Origin of the sequence: Janibacter corallicola NBRC 107790, assembly GCF_001570965.1 — a bacterium.
Taxonomy (GTDB): Bacteria; Actinomycetota; Actinomycetes; order Actinomycetales; family Dermatophilaceae; genus Janibacter; species Janibacter corallicola.
In genome coordinates this window covers 1-24,739 of the sequence record NZ_BCSR01000004.1, presented here as the reverse complement: position 1 = coordinate 24,739, position 24,739 = coordinate 1, and the positions used below count along the sequence as shown (strand labels likewise).

Here is a 24,739-nt window from a genome sequence, read left to right as displayed (position 1 = left end):
GATTGCAAGATTGTTGACAATCTAGGAGCGCCGCTTCTACGTTGTCAACATGACCAGGCAGTCCGTGGTCGTGGTGCTGCACGACGGTGATCTCCCCGATGAAGAGGCGATGGCGCCCGTGCGCGAGAAGGCGGCCGAGGTGCGTTACGCGACGGCAGAGGAGCTGCCCGACGCGCTGCCCGGCGCGGACGTGCTCTTCGCGCACGACTTCTTCTCGCAGGCGATACCGGACGCCTGGCACGCGGCCGACTCCCTTCGCTGGATCCACGTCGCGGCCACCGGGGTGGACGCGATCCTCTCCCCGGAGGTCGTCGACAGCGACGTCATCCTCACCAACTCGCGGGGGGTCTTCAACGACTCCATCGCGGAGTACGTCGTGGGGCAGGTGCTGAGCTTCGCCAAGGACATGCCGCGCTCCTGGGAACTGCAGCGCGCCCGGCGCTGGGTGCACCGGGAGTCCGAGCGGGTCGCCGGCACCAAGGCGCTCGTCGTGGGCACCGGCCAGATCGGGCGGGCCGTCGCGCGGCTGCTCACCGCCGTGGGCGTGCAGGTCTCCGGGTCGGGCCGCCGGGCCCGCACCGACGACCCGGACTTCGGGACGGTCACCGCCCAGGCGGACCTGCACGAGGCGCTCGGCCGCGCCGACTGGGTGGTCGGCATCGCGCCGCTGACCGAGGACACCAAGGAGATGTTCGACGCGGCGGCCTTCCGTGCCATGCCGGACCACGCCCGCTTCATCAACGTCGGCCGCGGGGAGTCCGTCGTCACCGACGACCTCGTGTCCGCTCTGCGTGACGGGTCGATCGCCGGAGCCGCGCTCGACGTCCTGGACGTCGAGCCGCTGCCGGAGGACCACCCGTTGTGGGGCATGCCCGGTGTCGTCATCACCCCGCACAACTCGGGGGACTTCATCGGGTGGCGCGAGGAGCTGCTGCGCCTGTTCGCGGACAACTTCGCGCGCTGGGTCGACGAGGAGCCGCTGGCCAACGTCGTCGACACCTCACTGGGTTACGTACCGAGCACCGGGAGCTGAGAGATGAACCCCACCGAGATGACCGCCGTCGAGCTCGTCGCCGCCTACGGGGGTGGTGAGCTCTCGCCGGTCGAGGCCGCCGAGGCGGTGCTGGACCGCATCGACGAGGTCGACGGTGGGCTCAATGCCTTCTGCCTGGTCGATCGCGAGACGACGCTGGAGATGGCCCGTGCCTCCGAGGAGCGGTGGCGCGCCGGGCACCCCCAGGGCCTGCTCGACGGGGTGCCCATCTCGATCAAGGACATCTTCCTCACCAAGGGCTGGCCGACGCTGCGCGGCTCCAGGGCCGTCGACCCGGACCAGCCGTGGGACGAGGACGCCCCCGTGACCGCCCGCCTGCGGGCCGACGGGATGGTCTTCGTCGGCAAGACCACGACCCCGGAGCTGGCGTGGAAGGCGGTCACCGACAGCCCGCTCACGGGGATCACGCGCAACCCGGTCGACCCGAGCACGACCGCCGGCGGCTCCTCCGGTGGGGCGGCGGCCGCGGTCGCCAGCGGCATGGGCCCGGTCGCGGTCGGCACCGACGGCGGTGGCAGCGTGCGCATCCCGGCCTCCTTCTGCGGGATCGTCGCGCTCAAGCCCACCCACGGCCGGATCCCGATGTACCCGGCGAGCCCCTTCGGGCCCCTGGCGCACGCTGGTCCGATGACGCGCACCGTGGAGGACGCCGCGCTGCTCATGGACATCCTCTCGCTCCCGGACCCGCGCGACCCGACCTCGCAGGCACCGCCGCAGCTGACCTACCGCGGCGAGTTCAACCGTGAGGTGACCGGGCTGCACGTCGCCTACTCCAGGGACCTCGGGTACGTGCGGGTCGACCCGGAGGTCGCCCGCATCTGCGACGACGCCGTGGCGAAGGTGGCCGCTGCCGGCCTCGACGTGACGAACGCCGATCCCGGCTTCGAGGACCCGTACGAGTCCTTCCAACTGCTCTGGGCTGCCGGCGCGGCGAAGCTGCTCGGCGGCATGCCCGGTGCCCGCGAGACCGTCGACCCCGGGCTGGGGCGGATGTGGGACCAGGGCGACCGGGCCACGGCCGTGGAGTTCCTCAAGGCGCAGGCCGTCTCGGCAGCCCTCGGGATCCGGATGGGGCAGTTCCACGAGGAGCACAACCTGCTCATCACCCCGACGATGCCGATCGTCGCCTTCGAGGCCGGGCACGACGTGCCGCCGGGCGGCGACTACGAGACCTGGCCGCAGTGGACGCAGTTCAGCTACCCCTTCAACATGACCCAGCAGCCGGCGATCAGCATCCCCGTGGGCACCACCGCCGCCGGGCTGCCGGTCGGTCTGCAGATCGTCGGACCGCGCCACTCCGACGACCTCGTCCTAGCCGCCGGGCGGTTCGTGGAGTGGGTGATGGGCCGCTGAGGCGACGGCCCGTGCCGTTGCCGGAACGAGACCTTCACAAAGAGTAAAGAAGTAGTAAGATCAACGCATGGGTTCGGGGGAGGAGGGCCCTCCAGTGCACTGGAGGGCCCTACCACAACCGTAATCCGGCGGCAGGCGCCGTCGAGACGTGACGGAGGGGGAATCGGGCAAGCCTGTCAGGCCGGAGATTCGCCTGCGCCACTGCTGTGGTCGGTGGCGTCCATCGACCCCCGGCCCGGGCGCGTGCACCCCCTCCCCCGAGGCAGCGCCCGGGTCGGGCTTCGTGGGTCAGGCGTGGTTCAGGCCCGGGCGAAGGTGAGTCGCTCGCCCACGACGCCGGTGCGCCAGAGGTCGTTGCAGGCCTCGGCCATCTCGGCCAGCCCCTCCTCGATCGTGGCGAAGACGTTGCCGGGCACCCAGCCGACGTCACCGTTGACGAGCAGGTTGTTGCGCCCGTAGAAGATCGCCAGGTCGGTCGCGCCCTGCTCCGCGTGCGCCGCCGACCCCGCGTCGTAGCCGTAGGCCGGGTTGCCGATCTCCCAGGGCTCGAAGTCGAAGAGGCACACGTCCCCCGGGATCGGCGTGATCGTCGGGTTCTCCCGGTGGGGAGCCGCGGTCAGCCGGGGGATGAGGGTGTAGACCTCGTTGCGGGCGTACTTCGCGTGGAAGGCATCACCCCCGGTCGGCAGCACCTCCCACACCGCGGCGCAGCTGCCGGGCGCCTCCTCGTCGAGCAGCCGGGCCCGGCACGAGACCCCCCGGCTCTCGAGCGTGATCGTCATGTAGCGAGCCACGGCTCAGACCTCCTTCAGCACCTCGGACCAGATCTGCAGCCCCTCGTCGACCTCCTCGGGGGTGATGACGAGCGGCGGGATCATCCGGACGCAGTTCGTGTGCGCGCCGTTGGTGAGCATGAGCAGCCCCTTCTCGGCGGCCTTCTGCTGGGCGGCCTTGGCCCGGGCGGTGTCCGGCTCGCCGTCCGCGGTGGTGAACTCGTTGCCGACGAGCAGGCCGAGCCCGCGCACGTCACCGACGCCGTCGTCCGCGGCCTGGCGGGCGCCCTCGATGAGCTGCTTGCCGCGCTCCTCGGAGTTGGCGACGAGGCCCTCCTCCTCGATGACCTCGAGGGTGGCCACTGCGGCCGCGCAGGCGACGGCGTTGGCGCCGTAGGTGCCACCCTGCGAGCCGGGCCAGGCCTTGGCCATGAGCTCCTCGGAGGCGGCGATGCCGGAGATGGGGAAGCCGGAGGCGATCCCCTTCGCCAGGGTGACCACGTCGGGGCGCACGTCGAAGTGCTCGTGCCCGAAGTAGCGACCGGTCCGGCCGAAGCCGGTCTGCACCTCGTCGACGACGAGCAGGATGCCGTGCTCGTCGGCCCGCTCCCGCAGACCCTGCATGAAGGCGGTGTTGGCGGGGATGTACCCCCCTTCGCCGAGGACCGGCTCGATGATGAAGGCGGCGGTCTCGTCCGGCGCGGAGAGCGTCGCGAAGATGTAGTCCAGCTCCTGGAGGCAGAAGCGGGTCGCCTCCTCCTCGCTCCATCCGTAGCGGTAGGCGGTGGGGAAGGGGGCCACGTGCACCCCGCCCATGAGCGGGCTGATCCCCGCGGAGAAGCGGGTGCCCGAGGTCGTCATCGTCGCGGTCGCGACGGTGCGGCCGTGGAAGCCGCCGTGGAAGACGATGACGTTCGGGCGGCCGGTCGCCTGCCGGGAGAGTCGGAGCGCGGCCTCGAGGGCCTCGCTGCCGGAGTTGGCGAAGAAGAGCGAGTCCAGGCCCTGCGGGAGCACGCCGCCGAGCTTCTCGACGAGACGCTGCAGCGGCTGGTGCATGACGGTCGTGTACTGGCCGTGGATGAGCTTGCCGACCTGCTCCTGGGCGGCGGCGACCACCTTCGGGTGGCAGTGGCCGGTGCTGACCACGCCGATGCCGGCGGTGAAGTCGAGGTGGCGGCGTCCGTCGGTGTCGAAGACCTCGCATCCCTGGGCGTGGTCGACGACCACCGGGGTGGCCTGCTTGAGGATGGGCGACAGGGCAGTCATCGATGAACCTCCATTGGTTGTCCGATTGTTGACAATACTTCTAGGATGGCGGCAACGGCAAGGAGGCTTTGACATGGCAGAGAACGCGCGCGAGAACGACGCGATCGCATCGGTCCCGACCCAGCTCTTCATCGGCGGGGAGTGGGTGGACACCGCGAAGAAGCTCCCGGTGGAGGACCCCTCGACCGGCGAGGTGCTCGTCGAGATCGCCGACGCGGACCCCGAGGAGGCGATGCGCGCCCTCGACGCAGCCGATGCGGCCCAGGCGGACTGGGCCAGGACGGCACCGCGCGAGCGCAGCGAGATCCTCTCCCGTGCCTACGACCTGCTCATGGCCGAGCAGGACCGGCTCGCGCTGATCATGACCCTCGAGATGGGCAAGCCGCTGCCGGAGGCGAAGGGGGAGATCGCCTACGCGGCCGAGTTCTTCCGGTGGTTCGCCGAGGAGGCGGTGCGCATCGACGGCGGATACATGACGGCGCCCGCGGGCGGCGCGCAGTTCATGGTCGCCAAGGAGCCGGTCGGGCCCTGCGTGCTGATCACGCCGTGGAACTTCCCGATGGCGATGGGCACCCGCAAGATCGGCCCCGCTCTGGCCGCCGGGTGCACCGCGGTGATCAAGCCCGCGTCGCTGACCCCGCTGTCGACCCTGGCGCTCGTGGACATCCTCGTGCGCGCCGGGCTCCCGAAGGGGGTCGTCAACGTCGTCACGACGAGCCACACCGATGACGTGATGACCCCGATCATCCTCGACCCGCGCTCGCGCAAGCTCTCCTTCACCGGCTCGACCCCGGTGGGCAAGCACCTGCTCGAGCTCGCGGCGAAGACCGTCATGAAGACCTCGATGGAGCTCGGGGGCAATGCCCCGTTCCTCGTCTTCGAGGACGCCGACCTCGACGTCGCGGTCGAGGGGGCCATGGCGGCGAAGATGCGCAACATCGGGCAGGCCTGCACCGCCGCGAACCGGATTCTCGTGCAGCGCCCCGTGGCCGAGGAGTTCTCCCGCAGGCTCACCGAGCGGATGGGACAGCTGGCCATGGGCCGCGGCGTCGAGGACGACGTCGTCGTCGGGCCGCTGGTCAACCAGGGCGCGGTCGAGAAGGTCCACGAGCTCGTCACGGACGCGGTCGAGCGCGGTGCCACCGTCGCCGTCGGCGGCAGCCCGGTCGACCGCGAGGGTCACTTCTACCCGGCCACGGTCCTGACGGGGGTCCCCGCGGAGGCCGACCTGACCAGCACCGAGATCTTCGGCCCGGTCGCGGCGATCACGGAGTTCGACACCGAGGAGGAGGCGGTGCGGATGGCCAACGACACCCCCTTCGGCCTGGTCTCCTTCCTCTTCACCCAGGACCTGAACCGTGGCCTGCGGGTCAGCCACGCCCTCGAAGCCGGCATGGTCGGCCTGAACCAGGGCGTCGTCTCCAACCCGGCGGCTCCCTTCGGCGGGGTCAAGGAGTCCGGTCTGGGGCGCGAGGGCGGCTTCACCGGGATCGACGAGTTCCTCGAGACGAAGTACATCGGCGTGAAGATGTGAGGACGACGGAGGCGGGGCGGTCTGAGGAGGCCGCCCCGCGGCCGTCGCGAAGGGTCAGCCCCCGGTGCTCTCCTGCGCGAAGTCCTCGGCGGTCACCGGTCCGGTCGCGGGCTGGGTGACTCGCACGGGGTTGCCGAAGGGGTCCCGCAGCGCACAGTCGATGCCGTACGGACGTTCGGTCGGCTCCTCGGTGAACTCGACCCCCTTCGCCCGCAGGTCCTCGTAGGTGGCCCGGCAGTCGTTGGTGGTGAGGATGGCGGCTGTGCCGAGCGCACCCTTGGTGAGCAGGTCGCGCAGCTGGCCGGCGATCGCGTCGTCGACGAAGGGAGGCCCCGGCACCTCGAGCATGATGTGCCGGTCCGGCTGGGAGGGCAGCGCGATGGTGAGCCAGCGCATGAAGCCCAGGTTGACATCGGCGCTCACCTCGAAGCCGAGCTTGCCGCAGTAGAAGGCGAGGGCCTCCTCTTGGTTGAGGACGTAGACGGAGTGGTGGCTGATTCCTGTGAACATGGCTCCAACCTAGGGACGTGCAGCCGGTGGCGCTTCTCCGGAGCTGCTCGGTCTCGTCCAGCGCCGCACGATGCATCCGGGCGCGTCGATCGGCGGGTCGTCGCGGAAGGCACTCGGCGTGCGCCCGGTGATCTCGCGGAAGGTCCGGCTGAAGGTCCCGAGGCTGTCGTAGCCCACCGCCATCGCGACGTCGGTGACGGTGCGGTCGTGGTCGCGCAGCAGCGCCATCGCCCGTTCGATCCGCCGGCGTTGGAGGTAGCGGTGCGGGGTCTCCCCGAAGGTCGCGGTGAACTGCCGGGAGAAGTGCGCCGGCGACATCAGCGCCACCGTGGCGAGCGAAGGGATGTCCAGCGGGCTCGCGTAGTCGTGATCCATCGCGTCACGGGCGCGCAGGAGCCGGCGGTTCTGGTCCTCCCGCGCGCTCATCGCCACCTGGCCAGGCTATCCGGGCACGATGGATCCATGTCTCTGCAGCACATCGCCTTCGAGTCCGACTGGAGCGCTGCGCAGGCAATTGGCACGTACCCCGTCTCCACACGCGGGCGGCTCATCGCGGATGTCGGCTTCATGCACTGCAGCGCCCCCGACCAGACCGCCGGGGTTCTCGAGCGCTTCTACGCCGACGTCACCGAGCCCCTGCTGCTGCTCACGCTCGACGAGTCCGCACTCGCCGAGCGAGGCCTCGAGGTGCGGTTCGAGCCGCCCGCAGCCGGGGTGAGCGAGCTCTTCCCCCACGTCTACGGCGGTGACCTGCCTGTCGCGTGCGTCGGTCGGGTGGACCCGCTTCCGGGCCGAGCTGAGCGATGACGCGCACATGGACTGCAGCTCGCCGCCGACGAGGGCGAGGGGCCGCGGGAACTCGTTCCCAGCAGACCGAACTGCAGTCCATCTGCTCGCTGCCCTATCTCCCGATGGTTGCGATGAAGGCGCGGGTCACCTCGACGAGGTCGCTCGGCGCGAGCTCGATGTCGAAGCCGCGGCGACCCCCGCTGACGAGGATCGTCTCGTGAGACATGGCCGACTCGTCGAGCACCGTTGTCAGAGAGCGCTTCTGGCCGATCGGGCTGATGCCGCCCACGACGTACCCGGTCGCCCGCTCCGCGCCGGCGGGGTCGGCCATGCTCGCCTTCTTCGCGCCGACGGCGGCGGCGACCGCCTTGAGGTCCAGCTGGTGGTCGACGGGGACGATGGCCACGACGAGGCCGTGGTCGCGGGTCAGGTCGGTCTGGGCGAGCAGGGTCTTGAGGACCCGCTCCGGCTCCACCCCGAGTGCCTCGGCGGCCTCGAGCCCGTACGAGGCGGCGGCCGGGTCGTGCTCGTAGGCGCGTTCGACGAACTCGTGTCCGGCTGCCGACAGCGCCTTCGTCGCGGGGGTGGCGCCGCCCCCCTTCGCTCTCCTGCTCATGGGGTCAGCCTGCCAGTGGTTTCGGGGCCCGGCCGCGGGCGTGCTCGCACCTCGGGGACCGGTGGCTGCTCGGGTCCTACGTTTCGCGTGAGCGGTGCGATCTGCAGTCGTGGCACCCAGCGCCGCTCCGGTTCACCAAGTGACTCGCGGGTACGACACCACTCTCAGACGTCGAGAGCCAACAGAACCTTGAGTTTCCGGGAATCCACTTCACTGGCTACGCGCAGCGTGGTGTAGTACCCGTGAGTAGCGCATGAGCCGCGCGCACGCTCGCACCTCAGGGGCCACCGCGGGTGGCCTCGCACCTCAGCGCCGGACCGTTACCTGCTGGACACCTTGGGGTGCTATCCACGACCCATGCAGCAGAACCTGCGCGAGTACATCGACCGGCTGATCGACGAGGGCTACACGGTTCGCGACGACCAGGGCGATGACCCCATGCTCATCGCCCCGGACGGTCGCGCGGTCGAGACCTGGCGGGAGAACTACCCCTACGAGGAGTTGATGACCCGTTTCGACTACGACGTCGAGAAGTACCTGCTCCAGATCGAGCTGCTGAAGTTCCAGTACTGGGCCCATGACACCGGCCGGAAGTTCGTCATCCTCTTCGAGGGGCGGGACGCGGCCGGCAAGGGCGGGACGATCAAGCGCTTCACCGAGCACCTCAACCCCCGGGGTGCCCGGGTCGTGGCCCTGACCAAGCCCTCCGATCGGGAGGAGGGGCAGTGGTACTTCCAGCGCTACCTCCAGCACCTGCCCACGAGCGGCGAGATCGTCATGTTCGACCGCTCCTGGTACAACCGCGCCGGTGTCGAGCGGGTCATGGGCTTCTGCACCGATGAGCAGTACGAGGTCTTCATGGGACAGGCGCCGCGCATCGAGCGGATGCTCACCGAGGCCGGTGTCCACGTGACCAAGATGTGGTTCTCGGTGACCCAGCAGGAGCAGCGCACCCGCTTCGCGATCCGGCAGATCGACCCGGTGCGCCGGTGGAAGCTCTCCCCGATGGACCTCGAGAGCCTCGACCGGTGGGAGGACTACACGGCGGCGAAGGAGGCGATGTTCGAGCGCACCGACACCAAGCACGCCCCGTGGACGGTCATCAAGTCCAACGACAAGAAGCGTGGGCGGATCAACGCGATCCGCTTCTTCCTCAACCAGTTCGACTACGAGGGCAAGGACCGGGCGGTCGTCTTCGCGCCGGACAAGAAGGTCGTCGCCCGGGCGAAGAAGACCGTCGGAGACTGATCGCCTCACTCCCGGCTCCCGCGAGGCCGGGGTGGGTAGGCTCGTCGCGAGCCGCCGTCGTGCGCGGCCTCCGGCGAGATGAGGGGTTCCCATGGACGAAGGGAGCCGCGCCGGGACCAGGCCCGGAGCCAGGCTGTCACCGCAGTGGGTGCTCCACCTGCTCCTCGGTGCAGCAGTGCTGCTGTGCCTCGGGGTGGCCGGCCTCGTCCTGTGGCTGCTCCCCTTCGCGCGTCGGCGCCGTCGGGAGAGGGCGGCGTCCTGCACGGTCTGCCACCGGCACCAGCGGGCCGGCGTCGTGGCGGTCGCCGGATTCGCCGTGCTGCTTCTCCTCGGTGCCGCCGTGCGGACCCAGGCGGCGGCGGGTCCCCTGGACCAGTGCAGCACGCGCTTCACCAGCGGCGCCGAGGAGGTCGTGGCCGAGGAGGGCCCGGGGCGGCCCCCTTCGTCGTCCGGCTGGTGGGGGAGGACCCGCTCGGCCGTCACGGCGCCGACCAGCGGCGTGATGCTCATGGCAACGGGCGCGCTGGGGATGAGCCACTGCTCCGGGTCCGCGGTGCTCGTGGCCTTCCCGCCACCCCCGGCCCCCGGTGGTGGCGGCAGCGTCATCGGCGACGTCTTCGTCAGCTGGGTCCCCGAAGCGGACCAGGCGGGCTCCGCACTCCCGGGGCAGGAGACGTACGTGCAATTCGGGTCGGATGCCACTGCCCACCCCGAGCAGGTCGAGGCGATCGGCCGCCACGAGTCCCGGCACGTCGACCAGTGGACCATCGCCACCGTGGCCGGCGGGCCGATGGCCCTGCCGGTGGCGTACTACCTGGACAGCCTCGTCTTCCCCCTCTCCCGCAACCACTTCGAGCGCGCGGCGGGTCTCGGGGACGGGGGCTACGACACGCCCCCCGACTTCGGTCCCGATCCGCTCTGGGGCCCGGTCGGCATCACCGCCGTCGTCGTCCTGCTGCTCATCCGTCGCCGCATCCGGTGGGCCAGCCGCGTGCTCGTGGGCGGGCGGTCGGCCCGCGACACCGGCGAGGAGGGCCGCTGCCCGGTGCACAGCCGAGGGTGGTTCCGGGGCAGCGCACACTAGGGCCATGAGCGCCACCAGAGGACCGGGTCCCAGCCGTGTCGGAGCCTCCCGGGGCCGCACCCGCGAGTTGGCCGACATCGGCCCCCTCGCCCAGCTGCGGGCCGGCCGGCTGCTGCTGCGACTGCCGATGCTGCTGATCGGCCTCTTCCTGTACGGCGCGTCCATGGCGCTCGTCATCCGCGGCACCCTCGGGCAGATCCCCTGGGACGTCCTCCACGTCGGTGTCTCGCACCACGTCCCCCTGACCTTCGGCTCGATCGTCGTCGGGGTCTCCCTCCTCGTCCTCCTGGCGTGGATCCCCCTTCGCCAGAAGCCGGGCGTCGGGACCATCGGCAATGCCCTGCTCATCGGCCCCTCCGCGGATGTCGTGCTCTCCGTCCTCGAGCCGCCGGAGCACCTCGGCTGGCGCGTCCTGCTCCTCGTGGGCGGCGTCGTGCTCAACGGGGTCGCGACCGGGATGTACATCGGCTCGCAGTTCGGGCCCGGCCCGCGCGACGGGCTGATGACCGGGCTGTCGCAGGTCACCGGGCGCTCGATCCGGTTGGTGCGCACCGGGATCGAGGTGACCGTCGTCGTGGTCGGCTGGCTGCTCGGCGGTGCCGTCGGCATCGGCACCGCGCTCTACGCCGTGGCCATCGGGCCGTTGGCCCAGCTCTTCCTGCCGATCTTCACCGTCGAGCTGCGCACCGGCTCACCGGAGACCGGTGCGCCACATGCTGAGACCGGCAATCCATAAGTGGACATTATGGAGCCATGCATGTCACGTTATGTGCAGGTCATGAGCCCCAGCGCGAAGCCCCGGCTGGCTGGGCGGCAACCCTCCACCCACGGTGGGGTGCCCCGGGTGAGGACCTGGCCGCGACCGACCGGTCGCGGCAAGCGCGGGTTCGCCAGAGCCCTGAGTGACAGGAGCATGCCATGACGCAGACGGCCACCAAGGACACCCAGCTGACCATCACGGTCGGGGGTTCCCTCGTGCGGGGGACGGCCACCGAGGTCGAGATCACCGCGGGGACGCACGAGTTCACGATCGACGAGCCGGCCTCGCTCGGTGGGACCGACAAGGGGGCCAACCCGATCGAGCACCTGCTCGCCGCGCTCGCCTCGTGCACGGTCATCAGCTACCAGGTCTGGGCCCAGAAGCTCGGCCTGCAGCTGGACGGTGTGGACGTCGAGCTCACGGGCGACATCGACCTCGCCGGGTTCTTCGGCACGGAGGAGGGGGTCCGGCCGGGCTACGAGGGCATCGAGCTGAAGGTCGACCTCACCGGCCCGGAGAGCGAGGCCTCCTACCGGCGCCTCGAGGACGCCGTGGCCACCCACTGCCCGGTCGCGGACAACCTCACCAACGGGGTGCCGGTGAGCACCCGCGTGCAGGTGGCGGCGCCCGCCGCCTGAGCCGAGGGACGAAGGGGGCCGGCTCGGCCCCCTTCGTCAGCTCAGCGCACCACCTCACGCAGCCGGCCGTCGACCCGACGTGTCCAGCCGCGGGAGTCGAGGTGCTCCAGCAGGGGGACGGCGACGCGGCGGGTGGTGCCCAGTGCCTGCCGCGCCTCGCTGAGGGTGAACGGCTGGTCCAGGCCGGCGAGCACCCGCATCGCGCGGGCCGGGCCGTCGGGCAGGAGCACGACGTCGTCGGGCAGGCGGAGCACCCGGCCGAGCCGTTCGGCGGCGGCGAGCTCTGCGGCTCCCAGGCCGAGGTCCGCGAGTTCACCACGCTCCGGCGCGACGAAGGGGGAGCCGCGCAGCTTCGTCTCGAGCGAGGCGACGGCGCCCTCGGCGTCGGCGAGGCCGACGGCCGAGGGGTCGTGCACCCGCCCGTCGGTGATCGCGAGTCCCGCCGCCGGTGCCAGGTGGCGGACGAGGCCGACCGCAGGGGGATCGGCCTCGTCGCCGAGGCTCCCCCCGTCCCGGGGGTCGCGCAGGTGCTCGGGCAGGCCGAGCGCGCGGGCGGCGTCGGCCATCGACAGGCCCGCGCTGACGGGGTGGTCGCGGTGGTGCGCGGTGACGGCGTCGACGAGCCGGTCGCGCCAGTGCGCCGAGGCGGTTGGATCGACGCGCCAGGGCCCGATGGTGGCTGCTCCGGCAGGCACGGGCAGATCGAGGCGCCGCAGGCGCATCTCGGTGTCGGCGGACCGGGACCGCAGCCGCAGTGCAGCGAGCCCGCTCGCCGACCCGGAGGAGTCGCCTGCCGCGAGGGCCTCGGCGCGGCGTCGGGGAGCACCGCGACGCCGTAGCGGCAGCGGATCGACGTCTACCACGCGCACCGACCAGATGCGGCGGCTGCCCGGGTCGCGCAGGATCGCGCGGTCCCCGACCCGCCACGCCAGCTCCTCGGCGGCCGACAACCGGGCCCAGCCGTCACCGAGCGGTCGCACGTGCACCCCGGTGCCGGTCGTGCCCACGTGGAGTGTCGCCCGCTCCGGGGGGTGCGCCACGGCACCGGGATCGGTCCCCGTGGGCTCGTCCCCGAGGAGGCCGGTGCCCACCGGGGCGAGGGCGACGTCCACGCTCGCCGCCAGCTCGAAGGCGCCCGGGGTCAGCAGCACGACCGAGCGCCCGACGCCCTCGGCCCGGCGCAGGTTCACCGCGGCCCGCGAGACGGGGGCGATCGCCGCGCGCGCCTCGTCCTCGCTGTGCAGGCCGCGGACGACCACCTCCCGTGACCGACCGTGCTCCAGCAGCAGCAACCGGTCCCCGATCCGGACGGTGCCCGCGCCGAGGGTCCCGGTGACGACGGTCCCGGCGCCCTTGATGACGAAGGATCGGTCGCTCCACAGCCGCACCGGGGCCTCGGCATCCGGCTCGGGCATCCGGACCACGAGCGCCTCCAGCGCCTCCCGCAGCTGCTCCATCCCCTCACCCGTTGTGGCGGAGACGACGGTCGCCGGGAGGTCCAGGCCCGCTCCCGCGAGACGGGTCGTGGCCTCGCGCGCGACCTCGGCGCGGCGCCCCTCGTCGGCGAGGTCCGCCCGCGTGATGACGAGGAGTCCGTCGCGGATGCCGAGCGCCTGCACCGCGGCGAGGTGCTCGCTGCTCTGCTCCTGCCAGCCCTGGTCCGCCGCGACGACGAAGACCACCGCGGGAGAAGGGCCGAGCCCGGCGAGCATGGTCCCGATGAAGCGCTGGTGGCCCGGCACGTCGACGAAGGCGACGTCGGCGCCACCGGGCAGCCCGGTCCAGACGAAGCCGAGCTCGATGGTCAGGCCCCGGTCGCGCTCCTCGGCCAACCGGTCCGGGTCGCGCCCGGTCAGGGCCCGCACGAGGGTGGACTTGCCGTGGTCGACGTGGCCGGCCGTGGCCAGCACCCTCCTCATGGCTCGGGCGCCCCGATCTCGGCGAGCGCCGCACGCGTGGCCGTCTCGAGGTCCTCGTCCTGCTCCGGTGGCACGCACCGCAGGTCAAGCAGGCCCCGACCGTCGTCGACCCGGGCCAGGACCACCGGCATGCCGTCGCGGGGGTCCCGCAGCCGAGCCACCGCGGCCTCCGGCACCTCGACGGCCCACCCGGGCAGCGGAACTCCGGGCCCGCCGCCGCCGCCGACCCGTCCCCGGACGGCCACGACCTCCCGCTCCAGCCTGGCCGCGAGCCGCTCGGCCCGCTCGCGCAGGTCGTCTGCATCCGCGTGCAGGGAGTCACTCACCGGTGTCGCTCCGCCGCGCACGGTCGCCTCGAGGGCGGCCAGGGTCAGCTTGTCCACGCGCAGTGCCCGGGCGAGCGGGTGGCGACGGAGGTGCTCGACGAGCTCCGCGTCGCCGAGCAGCAGTCCGGCCTGGGGGCCGCCGAGGAGCTTGTCCCCGCTGGCCGTGACGAGGTTCGCCCCGTGGCGCAGCGACGTCGCCGCGTCCGGCTCGTCCGGCAGGGCGGGGTCGGGGGCGAGCAGGCCGGAGCCGATGTCGGCGACGACGGGCACGGGGGTGCCGTCCGGCCGGGTGAGCCCGCGCAGCTCCTCCAGCCCGACGCCGGAGACGAAGCCGTCGATGCGGAAGTTGCTCGGGTGCACCTTGAGCACGCACCCGGTCTCCCGGCCGATCGCGTCGGTGTAGTCCCGCAGGTGGGTGCGATTGGTCGTTCCGACCTCACGCAGCCGGGCCCCGGTGGAGGCGATGAGGTCCGGCAGCCGGAAGCCGTCACCGATCTCGACCATCTCCCCCCGGGAGATCACCACCTCTCGCCCGGCCGCGAGCGCGGTCGTGGCGAGCACGAGTGCCGCGGCGCCGTTGTTCACCGCGAGGGCACCGCCTGCGCCGGGGACGGCCGTCGTCAGCGCCTCGACCGCTCCGACGCCGCGGCTGCTGCGGCGCCCGCTCGGGAGGTCCATCTCGACGTCGACGTACCCGCAGGCGTCCATCACCGCCTCGATCGCACTGCTGGAGAGGGGCGCCCGGCCGAGGTTCGTGTGCACGACGACCCCGGTCGCGTTGAGCACCGGGGTCAGCGAGGAGGCGCGCAGCGGCAGCGTCGCCAGCGCCGTGGCCGCGACCTCGTCGGGCGCGATCTCGCCCTCCCGGGCGCGCTCCTGGGCGACCGCGACGGCGGCTCGGACGGTGGTCCGCCCGAGCCGCCGGGCGGCGTCGACGAAGGGGGCCTGCGCGAGGACGGAGTCCGTCCGCGGGATGGCGCGGCGGGGGTCGGACTGGCTCACCGGCAGCTCCCTTCCTGTGGGGACGAAGGGGGCGCACGCCCCCTTCGTCTGGCTGGCGGAGGCGGACGGGAATCGAACCCGCCAGACCGAGATGCTCGGCCTCACCGGTGTTGAAGACCGGGGGGCCCACCAGGAACCCAGACGCCTCCGTCGACGAGCCTAGTCGGGTCTTCCCGTGTGACGTGCGGCGGACCCGTGGGTCAGTCGTCGAGGTCCACCCGGACCAGGGCCGCGGTCAACCGGGCGAATTCGTCGCCGTGGACGAGCGCGGCGAGCTCGTCGGCGTCGGTGGGCAGGCCGGCCGCCTCGGCCCCCTTCCGGACGCGGACATCGACCTGGGGACGCAGGTCGGGCCAGACGGCCTGCACCTCGCGGCAGAAGATCCGCGATCCGGTCGGGCCGATGCGGGGGAACTCCTGGAGCAGCGAGCGCACGCCCTCTTCGTCCTCGGCCTCGTCGTGCAACCGGCGCAGGTCGCCGCGCCACCGGTCCTGCAGCAGCTGCGCCGCCTCCTCGAGGTGGGTCGCGGTGCTCTCGTCGTAGCGCCGGTAGCCGCCGCGCCCGAGGGCGTCCACCCGTTCCTGCCAGGTGGAGTCGAGCAGGTGCTGCGGTGTCGTCCACCCCGCGGCGAGCAGCTCGCGCATCGTCGCGACGGCGACCGATGCGCCGATGGGGGCGGAGAAGAGCTGGGTCAGGCACAGCAGCTGGAAGAGCGGTGCCGGGGTGTCCCGCAGGCGGACCCCGGCCTCCTGCGCGTAGGTCGTGCCGTGCTCCCGCAGGAGCTCCTCGGCGGTGTCACGTTGACTCATGGCACCGTCCTACCCGGGCGTCGGGTGGTCATGCCGAGGCATGTCCTAATCTCGGGTCATGGTGGCAACTCGTCTGACCCAGTACGCGCGCGGCGGCGGCTGCGCCTGCAAGATCCCTGCGGGGGAGCTGGAACAGGTGATCGCCGGTCTGCAGGCCCCCCTCGCCGACCCGGCCGCCGAGGTCCTCGTGGGCCTCGGCGACGGCGACGACGCCGCCGCCGTGCGGATCGAAGGGGGCACCGCCCTGCTCTCGACCGCCGACTTCTTCACACCCGTCGTGGACGACGCCTACGACTGGGGCCGGATCGCCGCGGCCAACGCCCTCTCCGACATCTACGCGATGGGCGGCACCCCCGTCATGGCGATCAACCTCGTCGGCTGGCCGCGCGAGGCGCTGCCGACCGAGCTGTTGCGCGAGGTGCTCCGTGGCGGGCTCGACGTCGCCGCGCAGGCCGACTGCCCGGTCATCGGTGGTCACAGCATCGACGCACCGGAGCCGATCTACGGGATGGCCGCGACCGGCACTGCCGACGCAGCGACCCTGATGCGCAACGACGCCGCCGAGCCGGGCCTGCCGATCAGCCTGACCAAGCCCCTCGGCGTCGGCGTGCTGAACAACCGGATGAAGACCACCGGCGAGGCCAGCCCCGAGGCGGTTGCCTCCATGGTCTCGCTGAACCGGGACTCCTCCCGGGCCGCGCTCACCGCCGGGATCCGCGCGGCGACCGATGTCACCGGCTTCGGGCTGCTCGGGCACCTGCACAAGATGGCGCGCGCCTCGGGCATCGCCGCCCGTGTCGACCCGGCCGCCGTGCCCTACCTCGACGGGGCCCGCGAGGCGCTCGCCGCCGGGCACGTCCCGGGCGGATCACGTCGCAACCTGGACTGGGTGCGCCCGACGCTCGCCGCCGACGGGGTGGACGAGGACGAGCTCATCCTGCTCGCCGACGCCCAGACCTCCGGCGGGCTGCTCGTCGTCGGTGAGGTGCCGGGTGCGCCCGTCGTCGGGGAGACCGTCGCCGCCGGCGCGCTCGGCGAGGGGGTCACCGTCTCGGTGGGGTGAGGCCTCAGCCGGCGTCGGGGGACTGGGCGAGGCCGGAGCACTCGTTGCGCTCGTCCTTGACCTGCATCAGGCGGTCCTTCTCGGCGCCGGTCTGCTCGATCGGCAGGCCCTCGGGGCCGACGACCATCGGGGTCCACTTCGAGTCGGTGACCACGGTCTTGTCCCGCTTCGCCGAGGGCTTGGCACGGGCGGCCTGCGCGTCGACGGTGAGGGTCAGGACCCCGGTCTCCTTGTCGTAGGGGCGGGAGGAGTACCAGACGAAGTTGCCCAGCCCGTAGCCGATGTAGGACTTGCCCTGCCAGCCCGACCCCTGGAAGCGGTGCGAGTGGCCGCCGACGATGATGTCCGCGCCGGCCTCCTGCAGGTCCTTCGCGGCGTTGACCGAGCGCTGGTCCGGGCAGTTCCAGTAGTCCATGCCCCAGTGCAGGTAGGCGATCACGAGGTCGTGGTCCTTCGCGGCCTTCTCCACGGCCTTGACCATCCGGTCGGTGGGCAGGTTGTTCGCGATGCCGGGGGAGTCCTCGTCCGCGGACCAGTTCGCGAGGGTCTCCTCCCTGACCTGCGAGGAGGAGAGCACGGCGACCGAGACGTTCCCCGGGTTCAGCTCGACCGGGGCGAAGGCCTCCTTCTCGTCCTTGCCGATGCCGACGATCGGGACCGGGCTCTTCTTCTTGAAGGCCAGGGTGTCCTTCAGCCCCTGCGGCCCGTAGTCCACGGCGTGGTTGTTCGCCATCGAGACGACGTCGATGCCCGCGTTATCGATGGTCGTCAGGGCCGAGGTCGGCGCGCGGAAGTTGAACTTCTTCGGCATCGGCTCGCCGCGCTCGGTGATCGCCGTCTCGAGGTTGACCATCGACAGGTCCGCGGTGGCCAGGTAGGGCCGCAGCGACTTCAGCCCGTTCGGCTCCGTCGCCAGGTGCGCGACCCGGTCCTGGAAGTGGACGTCACCACCGAAGGCGATGGTGATCTCCTTCGGTCCCGTCGGCGTCGAGGAGGTGGGGGAGGCCCCCTTCGAGCCGGAGGCGGAGGAGGAGCCGGACGGGTCGCCGTCGCCGGAGCCGGAGGATCCGCACGCGGTCAGGGCCAGGGCGGTCGCGGCCAGCAGGGCGGTGACCCGAGGAGAACGCATGGGCGTGAGTGTATGGCCGGCCCGGGGCGGGATCGTGGACCCACTCCGGCTCCGGCCGGATCCCTCAGGTGTGTTTCGGCGGTCGGGAGATGATCGGCAGGATGACGCCGACGAGGGCGATGAGGCCCATGACGGTGAAACCGAGGGTGTAGGCCTTGTCGTCACCGATCAGCCAGGTGATCAGCAGCGGGCCGATGATCCCGCCGATCGACCACCCGATGAGCATCAGCCCGTAGATCGCACCGGAGTGCCGCACACCGAAGAAGTCGCCCGCGGTCGCCGGCAGGGTGCCGAAGGCGCCGCCGTAGCAGGTGTAGACGATCGCGCAGAGCACGTAGAAGACCACGATGTTGCCGATGTGCGGGATGGCCAGCAGTGCCAGGCCCTGCAGGCCGAGGATGCCCACGAATGCGGAACGGCGCCCGATCCGGTCCGAGACCGCCGCCCAGAAGATCCGGCCGCCGCCGTTGAAGAGGCCCATGATCCCGACGAGGGTCGCCGCGGCCGCGACGCTGAAGCTCGCGATGTCCGTCGCGGCGTCGGCCGCCACCGAGATCAGCGAGATGCCCGCCGTCACCGAGACCGTGAGGACCAACGTGAGCAGGTACCACTGCGGGGTGCTCATCGCTTCCTTCTGGGTGAAGTCCCGTCCGGCCGGAGGCGACGTCGCCGCGCCGCCGCTCTGGGCCGCACCCGCGACCGTGTACCCCTCCGGGGGGTTGCGGAAGACGGACGCGCCGATGGCCCCGACGACCAGGTAGGCGACACCCAGCCAGATGAAGGCCTTGGTCGGCTGGGCCTGGTAGTCGTCGATCCCGGAGATGAGCCGGTTCATCATCGGCGAGGTGATCACCGCACCGAAGCCGAAGCCACCCACGGCGACACCGGTGATCAGTCCCCGCTTGTCGGGGAACCACTTCTGCAGCATCGCGATCGGCACGATGTAGGCCAGGCCGAGACCGAAGCCGCCCAGCACGCCGTAGCCGAGGATCAGCAGCCACAGGTCCGAGGTGTCCCGGGTCAGGCCGGCCAGGATGATGCCGATCGAGTAGACGACGACGCCGGAGAGGGCGACGACCCGCGGACCCCGCCTGTCCTGGACCCGGCCGCCGAGGAAGGTGCCCACGAAGAGCATCCCGATGGCGACCTCGAAGGGGATGGCGGCCTGCACGCCGCTGATGTCCCAGGCGGACTCATCCGCCTGGAGGGCACGGCTCATCGTGCTCCAGGCGTAGACGGCCCCGATGGTCAGCTGGACGAGCACGCCGCCGACGAGGACGACCCAGCGGTTGCCGGGCTTCGTGGGAGCGGGATGAGTGGTTGCGGAACTCAACACGGACCTCCTGTGCACGGTCCCGGGGGAGCTGCCCCGGGGTCAGCCCACGGTGACGATGCCGTCACCCACCTGCCCTTGGGAACGGCGCTCCTCGAGCCGCCGCTTCTGGGGGCCAACGGTGTACTTCGGGTCCTTGGCGCTGACCATGCCCGCCTCGAAGACCCCGAACCGGGTCAGGGCGGAGGCCGCGGCGAGCGCGGCGCCGGAGGCGACGGCCGCCACCCGACTCCGGCCGGCCAGTAGCGTCCCCAGGCCGCCGGCGATCGTCAGTGCCTTGGCGAGGCGCAGCCGGGTTCCGGCCTCCCCCGTGCGCAGCGGCTCCTCGAGCCCCTCCCGCGTGAGGTGCTCCTCGAGCTGGTGCATCGCGACGAGCTCCCCGGCCGCACCGAGCGCCGCCAGCCGGCGCGCGGGCCGCGCCTGCTCGGTGGGCGTGAGCACCATCTGCACCCCGCCGGACGCCAGCGCCGCCGACCCGGAGAAGACGAAGGGCAGGTGGCGCCGGCTCTCGAACCACACCGGGGTGGAGGTGTTGGTCAGCAGCACCGCCGTGTAGGCCGCGAAGGGGGGCGCCACCAGCGCCTGGCCGAGGGCGGCCGGCGTCTCCAGGGAGCGCACCACACGGGCCAGCCCGCTGATCGGCCCCCAACCCTGCGCCGGGACGAGACGGGCGACCTCGGCGGCCGTCGTCAGGCCCGAGGCGGCCCCGTAGGCGGAGAGGATCCACGTACCGACCGACATCGGGGAGGTCAGCTTCACCGTGCGCATCATGTTCAGGAAGCGCTCGGGGCGGCCCAGGTCGGCGATGAGCAGCCCGCCGCTGGCCGCGGTCCCGACCACGGCGACGATCCGGCTGCGGCGGCGGAGCAGCTCCCGACCGGTCAGGGCGGCGCCGGAACCGAGGATCCCCGAGCCGGCGGCGAGGCCACCGGTGAAGAGGTAGGCCGGGATGGGCCACTCCCACGGGATCGGCTTGATGACCGGCTGGCCGTAGTAGCTGGAGAACTCGGCGTCGGGCACTGCGGGAGCCTCGCGACGGCCACCGCCATCACGGTTCAGCCAGCCGCGGCCCCCCGGTTCCTGAGGTGCGACGGAGGAGCCTCGAAGGGCCGCCACGCTGCGGGCGGCGCCGGTGGCGGCACCACGGACGGGACTGCGTCGCTTGCCCCGCCGGGGTTCCTCCGGCGGTCGATAGCTGTCGAAGGGGGAGAGACTCACGCCCCACCTCCGATGAACGCGGCCGCCGCGGCGGCCAGCAGGCCGAGGCCCGCGACCCCGGCCGCCTTGAAGGCCTCCGGGAGCTTGGCGGTCGGCACGATCGGGTCCGGGGGCAGTCCGTAGACCTCGGGCTCGTCGAGGAGCAGGAAGACCGAGCCGGTGCCGCCGACCCCGTCATCGGGGTTGGCGCCGTACAGCCGTGCCTCGGTGAAGCCCTGCTCGTGCAGCTGGTCCACCCGCTCGTGGGCACGGGCGACCATGTCCTCGTGGTCCCCGAACTGGATCGAGGTCGTCGGGCAGGTCTGCGCGCACGCCGGAGTCTGGTCGTGGCTCAGGCGGTCGTAGCAGAGGGTGCACTTCTGGGCGACGCCGATGTTGTGCACGTGGTCATCGCCCGAGACCGAGATCGAGGAGTCGGTGCGCCGCTCGATGACCCCGAAGGGGCAGCCGCCGACGCAGTACCCGCACCCGTTGCAGATGTCGTCCTGGACGACGACGGTGCCGAACTCGCTGCGGAAGAGGGCCCCCGTCGGGCAGGCGTCGAGACAGCCGGCGTGGGTGCAGTGCTTGCACACGTCGGAGGACATCAACCACCGGAAGTCCGGCATCGGCCCGACCATGGGGGTGCCGGACTCGTAGTCGCTCTTCTCCCGGAGCATGTCGCCCAGGGCCGGCCCGTGGTCCTCGATCGGGGCGGGCAGGCTGCCGTATCCGGCCGGCGCCCCTCCGACGGCGTCGATCGGACTCGGCGCGGACGGGGCACCGACCGAGGGCATGCCGAGGTCGACGAGTGCCTGACCGGACTCGCGGGCCGCCGCGATCCGGTCCTGGCTCTGCTCGACGAAGGCGACGTGGCGCCAGGTGCTCGCACCGAGGTCGCCGGTGTTGTCGTAGGAGTTCGCCGACAACCCGAGGTCGTCCATCGGCAGCGCGTTCCACTCCTTGCACGCGACCTCGCAGGCCTTGCAGCCGATGCAGATCGAGGTGTCGGTGAAGAAACCCTTGCGCGGTGGTGGGTCGACCCATCCGGAGTCCCGGGCGGGGTCGCTCCGGCCCGAGAGTTGGCGGGACAGATAACTCATGGGGTCCCTCCGTCGTCGTGGCCGCCGGCAGGGTCCGAACGGCGCTGGTTGCCGGTCTCGACCGTGGTGCCGGCCCGCGACTGGTACTCGGCGACGAGCCGGAGCAGCTCCTCGCCACGGGGGCGACGGCCCGGGCGGATGTCGCAGGAGCCGACCTTGGACTCCTGGATCTGGACGTTGGGGTCCAGGGCCAGGCCGATGAGGTCGTTCGCCCCGTCGCCCTCGACGACGGCGTCCCCGCCGACGCCCCAGTGGTAGGGCAGGCCGATCTGGTGGACGGTGCGTCCCTTGATCGTCAGGGGCGTCATCCGCTCGGTGACGAGGACCCGGGCCTCGATCGCGCTCCTCGCGGAGACGATCGTCGCCCAGCCGCCGTTGACCAGCCCGCGCTCCTGCGCCAGCTCCGGGGAGATCTCGCAGAACATCTCCGGCTGCAGCTCGGAGAGGTATGGCAGCCACCGGCTCATCCCGCCCGCGGTGTGGTGCTCGGTCAGCCGGTAGGTCGTGAAGACGTACGGGTAGACGTCGGCCCCCGGCTCGTCGGCGGAGGGGCTCCACAGGTTGTCCTTGCGTGGAAAGGTCACCCGTCCCGGGTTGCGCTGCTGCCCGTACAGCGGGTTGGCGACCGGCGACTCCTGCGCCTCGTAGTGCGTGGGCAGCGGGCCGTCGACCATGCCCTTCGGCGCGTAGAGCCAGCCCTTGCCGTCGGCCTGCATGATGAAGGGGTCGTCGCCGGCGAGGGCCGCCGGACCGCGAAGACCCGGCTCCGGGCGGAAGGACGGGTCACGGTCGACCGGGAAGTCGGGGACGTCCTTGCCGGTCCACTTCTGCTGCTCCTGGTCCCACCAGATGTACTTCTTCCGCTCGCTCCACGGCCGGCCCTGCGGATCCGCTGAGGCGCGGTTGTAGAGGATGCGCCGGTTCATCGGCCAGGCCCAGCCCCAGTCGTGGGCGAGCGGGTCCTCCTCGCTGGCCGGATTGCGCAGCGCGGACTTGTTGACCCCGCCCGCGTACACGCCGGTGTAGATCCAGCACCCGCCGGAGGTGGAGCCGTCGTCCTTCATCTGGGTGAAGGAGTCCAGCAGCTGGCCCGCCTTCTCCCCGGTGAGGTGGTAGCCGTTGATCTCCCGGAGCACGGCCTCGGCGTCGACCTCGCCCTGCTCGTCCGTCGGGTAGTCCCACGTGAGGTCCTGCAGGGCGCGGTCCCGCTCGAGGTCGGAGTCCGCGAGCAGCTCCCGGATGCGCACGCCGAGCTGGTGGAAGAAGTCCAGCTCGCTCTGCGCGTCGTTCGGCGGATCGACGGCCTTGTGGTGCCACTGCAGCATCCGCTGGGTCTGGGTGAAGGTGCCGGACTTCTCGACGTGGGTCGCGGCCGGCATGAAGAAGACCTCGGTGTCGATGTCCTCCGTCTTCAGCTCGCCGCTCGCGATCTCCGGTGAGTCCTTCCACCAGGTGGCGGACTCGATGAGTTGGAAGTCGCGCACGACGAGCCACTTCAGGCGGCTCATCGCGAGGCGCTGCATGCGTCCGTGGGCGGAACCGACGGCAGGGTTCTGACCGACGACGAAGTAGCCCTCGACCTTGTCGTCGAGCATCGCCAGCGTCGTCTGGTACGTCCCGTGCGCGCCGGTCAGGCGCGGCAGCCGGTCGTAGCAGAAGTCGTTCTCCGGGGTGGCGGCGTCGCCGAACCAGGACTTCAGCAGGCTCGCGGTGTACGCGGGTGCCTCGGTCCAGAAACCCTTCTGCGTCGGGGAGGCGATGCTCCCGAGGAAGTCCGCCAGGGTGTCGTGCTTGCCGACCATCGGCATCGGCAGGTACCCGGGCAGGTTGTTGAAGAGCGTCGGGATGTCCGTGGACCCCTGGATGCTCGCGTGACCGCGCAGCGCCATGATCCCCCCGCCGGGGCGGCCCATGTTGCCCATGAGCAGCTGGAGGATCGCTGCGGTGCGGATGAACTGCGCGCCCAGGCTGTGCTGGGTCCACCCCAAGGCGTACGCGAAGGCCGTCGTGCGCTCACGTCCGGAGTTGTGGGCCACGGCGTCGGCCACCAGCTGGAACTGGTCCACCGGGATGCCGCACACGTCGGCGACCATCTCCGGGGTGTACCGCGAGTAGTGCCGCTTGAGGATCTGGAAGACGGTCCGCGGATCCTGGAGGGTCTCGTCGCGCATCACCTCGGCGTGGTTCAGCGCCGGCCCGGCGGCGCCGTGCAGGTCACCGGACGCGCGATCGGTGCGGTGCGCGCCGTGCTCGTGGCCGCCCCCGGGCTCCTCGATGACCCCACCCTCGGCCTCGGCGTAGGCCCACGAGGCGGGGTCGTAGCTGCCGGTCTCCGGGTCGTAGCCGGAGAAGACCCCGTCGAGGTCCTCGGTGTCCCGGAAGTCCTCACCCACCAGGGTCGCCGCGTTCGTGTACGCGACGACGTAGTCGTGGAAGTAGAGGTCGTTGCTCAGCACGTGGTTCACGAGTGCACCGAGGAAGACCACGTCGGTCCCGGCCCGGATCGCCACGTGGTGGTCGGCGACGGCCGAGGTGCGGGTGAAGCGCGGGTCGACGTGGATGATCTTCGCCCCGCGGGCCTTGGCCTCGGCCACCCACTGGAAGCCCACCGGGTGGCACTCCGCCATGTTCGAGCCCTCGATGATGATGCAATCCGAGTTGGCCATGTCCTGCAGGTACTGCGTGGCGCCACCCCGGCCGAACGAGGATCCCAGACTGGGAACCGTGGAGGAGTGTCAAATACGGGCCTGGTTCTCGATCTGGATCGCCCCCGAGGCCGTGAAGAGCTTCTTCATCAGGAAGTTCTCCTCGTTGTCGAGGGTGGCTCCCCCGAGCGAGGCGATCCCCAGGGTGCGGTTCAGCGTCCGGCCCTGCTCGTCCTTGTCCTGCCAGGTGTCGGCACGGGTGCGCACGTAGCGCTCGGCGATCATGTCGATGGCGGTGTCACGGTCGATCTTCTGGAACTCGCTCGCGCCCGGCGCACGGTAGAGCACGTCGGTGCGGCGCGAAGGTGAGTTGACCAGCTGCTCGCTGGCGGCCCCCTTCGGGCAGAGCCGACCCCGGCTCACGGGGGAGTCCGGGTCGCCCTCGATCTGGACGACCTTGTCGTCCTTGACGAAGACCTTCTGGCCGCAACCGACGGCGCAGTAGGGGCACACGCTCTGCACGACGCGATCCGCCGTGCTCGTGCGCGCCTCCACCTCCCGGGTGCGGCGGGAGGTCACGGACGAGCC

22 protein-coding genes, 1 tRNA gene and 1 riboswitch are annotated in these 24,739 nt (G+C 71.6%); of the genes, 9 read left to right on the top strand and 14 right to left on the bottom strand.

Annotated elements, in window-relative coordinates:
• Positions 1 to 49: 49 nt before the first annotated feature.
• Positions 50 to 1,033 carry a D-2-hydroxyacid dehydrogenase gene (locus JCO01S_RS02845; protein ID WP_068250408.1) on the top strand — a complete coding sequence of 328 codons (984 nt, stop codon included), beginning with the start codon at positions 50 to 52 and terminating at the stop codon, positions 1,031 to 1,033.
• 3 nt (positions 1,034 to 1,036) lie between these two features.
• Positions 1,037 to 2,407, top strand: coding sequence for an amidase (locus tag JCO01S_RS02840; RefSeq protein ID WP_068250405.1), 1,371 nt, complete (start codon positions 1,037 to 1,039; stop codon positions 2,405 to 2,407).
• 299 nt (positions 2,408 to 2,706) lie between these two features.
• Here JCO01S_RS02840 and JCO01S_RS02835 read toward each other — a convergent pair whose 3' ends face one another.
• Both JCO01S_RS02835 and JCO01S_RS02830 read right to left on the bottom strand, forming a co-directional pair.
• Complete coding sequence (locus JCO01S_RS02835) at positions 2,707 to 3,201, bottom strand: DUF3830 family protein (RefSeq protein WP_068250402.1); 495 nt, start codon at positions 3,199 to 3,201, stop codon at positions 2,707 to 2,709.
• A gap of 3 nt (positions 3,202 to 3,204) precedes the next feature.
• Positions 3,205 to 4,446 (bottom strand): aspartate aminotransferase family protein, encoded by a 1,242-nt coding sequence (locus JCO01S_RS02830; RefSeq protein ID WP_068250399.1) that lies wholly within the window; start codon positions 4,444 to 4,446, stop codon positions 3,205 to 3,207.
• Between the two features lie 73 nt (positions 4,447 to 4,519).
• Here JCO01S_RS02830 and JCO01S_RS02825 point away from each other — a divergent pair, with 73 nt between their 5' ends.
• Positions 4,520 to 5,980 (top strand): NAD-dependent succinate-semialdehyde dehydrogenase, encoded by a 1,461-nt coding sequence (locus JCO01S_RS02825; RefSeq protein ID WP_068250396.1) that lies wholly within the window; start codon positions 4,520 to 4,522, stop codon positions 5,978 to 5,980.
• A 54-nt stretch (positions 5,981 to 6,034) separates the two neighbouring features.
• Here JCO01S_RS02825 and JCO01S_RS02820 read toward each other — a convergent pair whose 3' ends face one another.
• Both JCO01S_RS02820 and JCO01S_RS02815 read right to left on the bottom strand, forming a co-directional pair.
• A complete protein-coding gene (locus JCO01S_RS02820) occupies positions 6,035 to 6,490 on the bottom strand; it encodes a VOC family protein (protein ID WP_068250392.1) in 456 nt (151 codons plus the stop codon).
• A gap of 9 nt (positions 6,491 to 6,499) precedes the next feature.
• On the bottom strand, positions 6,500 to 6,916 hold the full coding sequence (locus JCO01S_RS02815; RefSeq protein WP_068250389.1) for a helix-turn-helix transcriptional regulator: 417 nt from the start codon (positions 6,914 to 6,916) through the stop codon (positions 6,500 to 6,502).
• 36 nt (positions 6,917 to 6,952) lie between these two features.
• Between JCO01S_RS02815 and JCO01S_RS02810 the strand changes: the two genes are divergently transcribed.
• Positions 6,953 to 7,297 carry a DUF952 domain-containing protein gene (locus JCO01S_RS02810; RefSeq protein ID WP_068250387.1) on the top strand — a complete coding sequence of 115 codons (345 nt, stop codon included), beginning with the start codon at positions 6,953 to 6,955 and terminating at the stop codon, positions 7,295 to 7,297.
• Between the two features lie 94 nt (positions 7,298 to 7,391).
• Here the strand turns inward: JCO01S_RS02810 and ybaK are convergent, their stop codons facing one another.
• The gene (gene ybaK, locus JCO01S_RS02805; protein ID WP_068250384.1) at positions 7,392 to 7,895 is read right to left on the bottom strand and encodes a Cys-tRNA(Pro) deacylase; all 504 of its coding nucleotides are present in this window, start codon (positions 7,893 to 7,895) and stop codon (positions 7,392 to 7,394) included.
• Between the two features lie 357 nt (positions 7,896 to 8,252).
• Between ybaK and ppk2 the strand changes: the two genes are divergently transcribed.
• The 4 genes from ppk2 (at position 8,253) to JCO01S_RS02785 (ending at position 11,625) form a co-directional block, all read left to right on the top strand.
• Positions 8,253 to 9,143 carry a polyphosphate kinase 2 gene (gene ppk2 / locus JCO01S_RS02800; RefSeq protein WP_084342573.1) on the top strand — a complete coding sequence of 297 codons (891 nt, stop codon included), beginning with the start codon at positions 8,253 to 8,255 and terminating at the stop codon, positions 9,141 to 9,143.
• Positions 9,144 to 9,234: 91 nt separating this feature from the next.
• Entirely contained in the window at positions 9,235 to 10,227 is a 993-nt protein-coding gene (locus JCO01S_RS02795) for a hypothetical protein (protein ID WP_157074451.1), read from the top strand.
• A gap of 4 nt (positions 10,228 to 10,231) precedes the next feature.
• Positions 10,232 to 10,963 carry a membrane protein YczE gene (gene yczE, locus JCO01S_RS02790; RefSeq protein WP_068250375.1) on the top strand — a complete coding sequence of 244 codons (732 nt, stop codon included), beginning with the start codon at positions 10,232 to 10,234 and terminating at the stop codon, positions 10,961 to 10,963.
• 38 nt (positions 10,964 to 11,001) lie between these two features.
• A riboswitch (SAM riboswitch) is annotated at positions 11,002 to 11,115 on the top strand.
• A 30-nt stretch (positions 11,116 to 11,145) separates the two neighbouring features.
• On the top strand, positions 11,146 to 11,625 hold the full coding sequence (locus JCO01S_RS02785) for an OsmC family protein (protein WP_068250372.1): 480 nt from the start codon (positions 11,146 to 11,148) through the stop codon (positions 11,623 to 11,625).
• 41 nt (positions 11,626 to 11,666) lie between these two features.
• Here JCO01S_RS02785 and JCO01S_RS02780 read toward each other — a convergent pair whose 3' ends face one another.
• The 4 genes from JCO01S_RS02780 to JCO01S_RS02765 all read right to left on the bottom strand — a co-directional run bounded on the left by JCO01S_RS02780 (position 11,667) and on the right by JCO01S_RS02765 (position 15,681).
• Complete coding sequence (locus tag JCO01S_RS02780; protein ID WP_068250369.1) at positions 11,667 to 13,544, bottom strand: selenocysteine-specific translation elongation factor; 1,878 nt, start codon at positions 13,542 to 13,544, stop codon at positions 11,667 to 11,669.
• A complete protein-coding gene (gene selA / locus JCO01S_RS02775; protein ID WP_068250366.1) occupies positions 13,541 to 14,872 on the bottom strand; it encodes an L-seryl-tRNA(Sec) selenium transferase in 1,332 nt (443 codons plus the stop codon). The genes JCO01S_RS02780 and selA overlap by 4 nt, the downstream gene beginning before the upstream one ends.
• A 53-nt stretch (positions 14,873 to 14,925) precedes the next feature.
• Positions 14,926 to 15,021, bottom strand: a tRNA-Sec gene (locus tag JCO01S_RS02770).
• Between the two features lie 51 nt (positions 15,022 to 15,072).
• A complete protein-coding gene (locus JCO01S_RS02765) occupies positions 15,073 to 15,681 on the bottom strand; it encodes an endonuclease (RefSeq protein WP_068250363.1) in 609 nt (202 codons plus the stop codon).
• A gap of 58 nt (positions 15,682 to 15,739) precedes the next feature.
• Between JCO01S_RS02765 and selD the strand changes: the two genes are divergently transcribed.
• A complete protein-coding gene (selD, locus tag JCO01S_RS02760) occupies positions 15,740 to 16,744 on the top strand; it encodes a selenide, water dikinase SelD (RefSeq protein WP_068250360.1) in 1,005 nt (334 codons plus the stop codon).
• Between the two features lie 4 nt (positions 16,745 to 16,748).
• Here the strand turns inward: selD and JCO01S_RS02755 are convergent, their stop codons facing one another.
• From JCO01S_RS02755 to fdh, 5 genes are all read right to left on the bottom strand, one after another.
• Positions 16,749 to 17,873, bottom strand: a complete 1,125-nt coding sequence (locus JCO01S_RS02755; protein ID WP_068250358.1) for a CapA family protein — start codon at positions 17,871 to 17,873, stop codon at positions 16,749 to 16,751.
• Positions 17,874 to 17,937: 64 nt separating this feature from the next.
• Positions 17,938 to 19,209, bottom strand: a complete 1,272-nt coding sequence (locus JCO01S_RS02750; RefSeq protein WP_245634311.1) for an L-lactate MFS transporter — start codon at positions 19,207 to 19,209, stop codon at positions 17,938 to 17,940.
• A 39-nt stretch (positions 19,210 to 19,248) separates the two neighbouring features.
• Complete coding sequence (gene nrfD / locus JCO01S_RS02745) at positions 19,249 to 20,424, bottom strand: NrfD/PsrC family molybdoenzyme membrane anchor subunit (RefSeq protein WP_068250352.1); 1,176 nt, start codon at positions 20,422 to 20,424, stop codon at positions 19,249 to 19,251.
• Positions 20,421 to 21,506 carry a 4Fe-4S dicluster domain-containing protein gene (locus tag JCO01S_RS02740; protein WP_068250349.1) on the bottom strand — a complete coding sequence of 362 codons (1,086 nt, stop codon included), beginning with the start codon at positions 21,504 to 21,506 and terminating at the stop codon, positions 20,421 to 20,423. Before JCO01S_RS02740 ends, nrfD begins: the two co-directional genes overlap by 4 nt.
• A partial coding sequence (gene fdh / locus JCO01S_RS02735) for a formate dehydrogenase (RefSeq protein WP_245634310.1) occupies positions 21,503 to 24,739 on the bottom strand: 3,237 nt, incomplete at its 5' end. The genes JCO01S_RS02740 and fdh, both read right to left, overlap by 4 nt.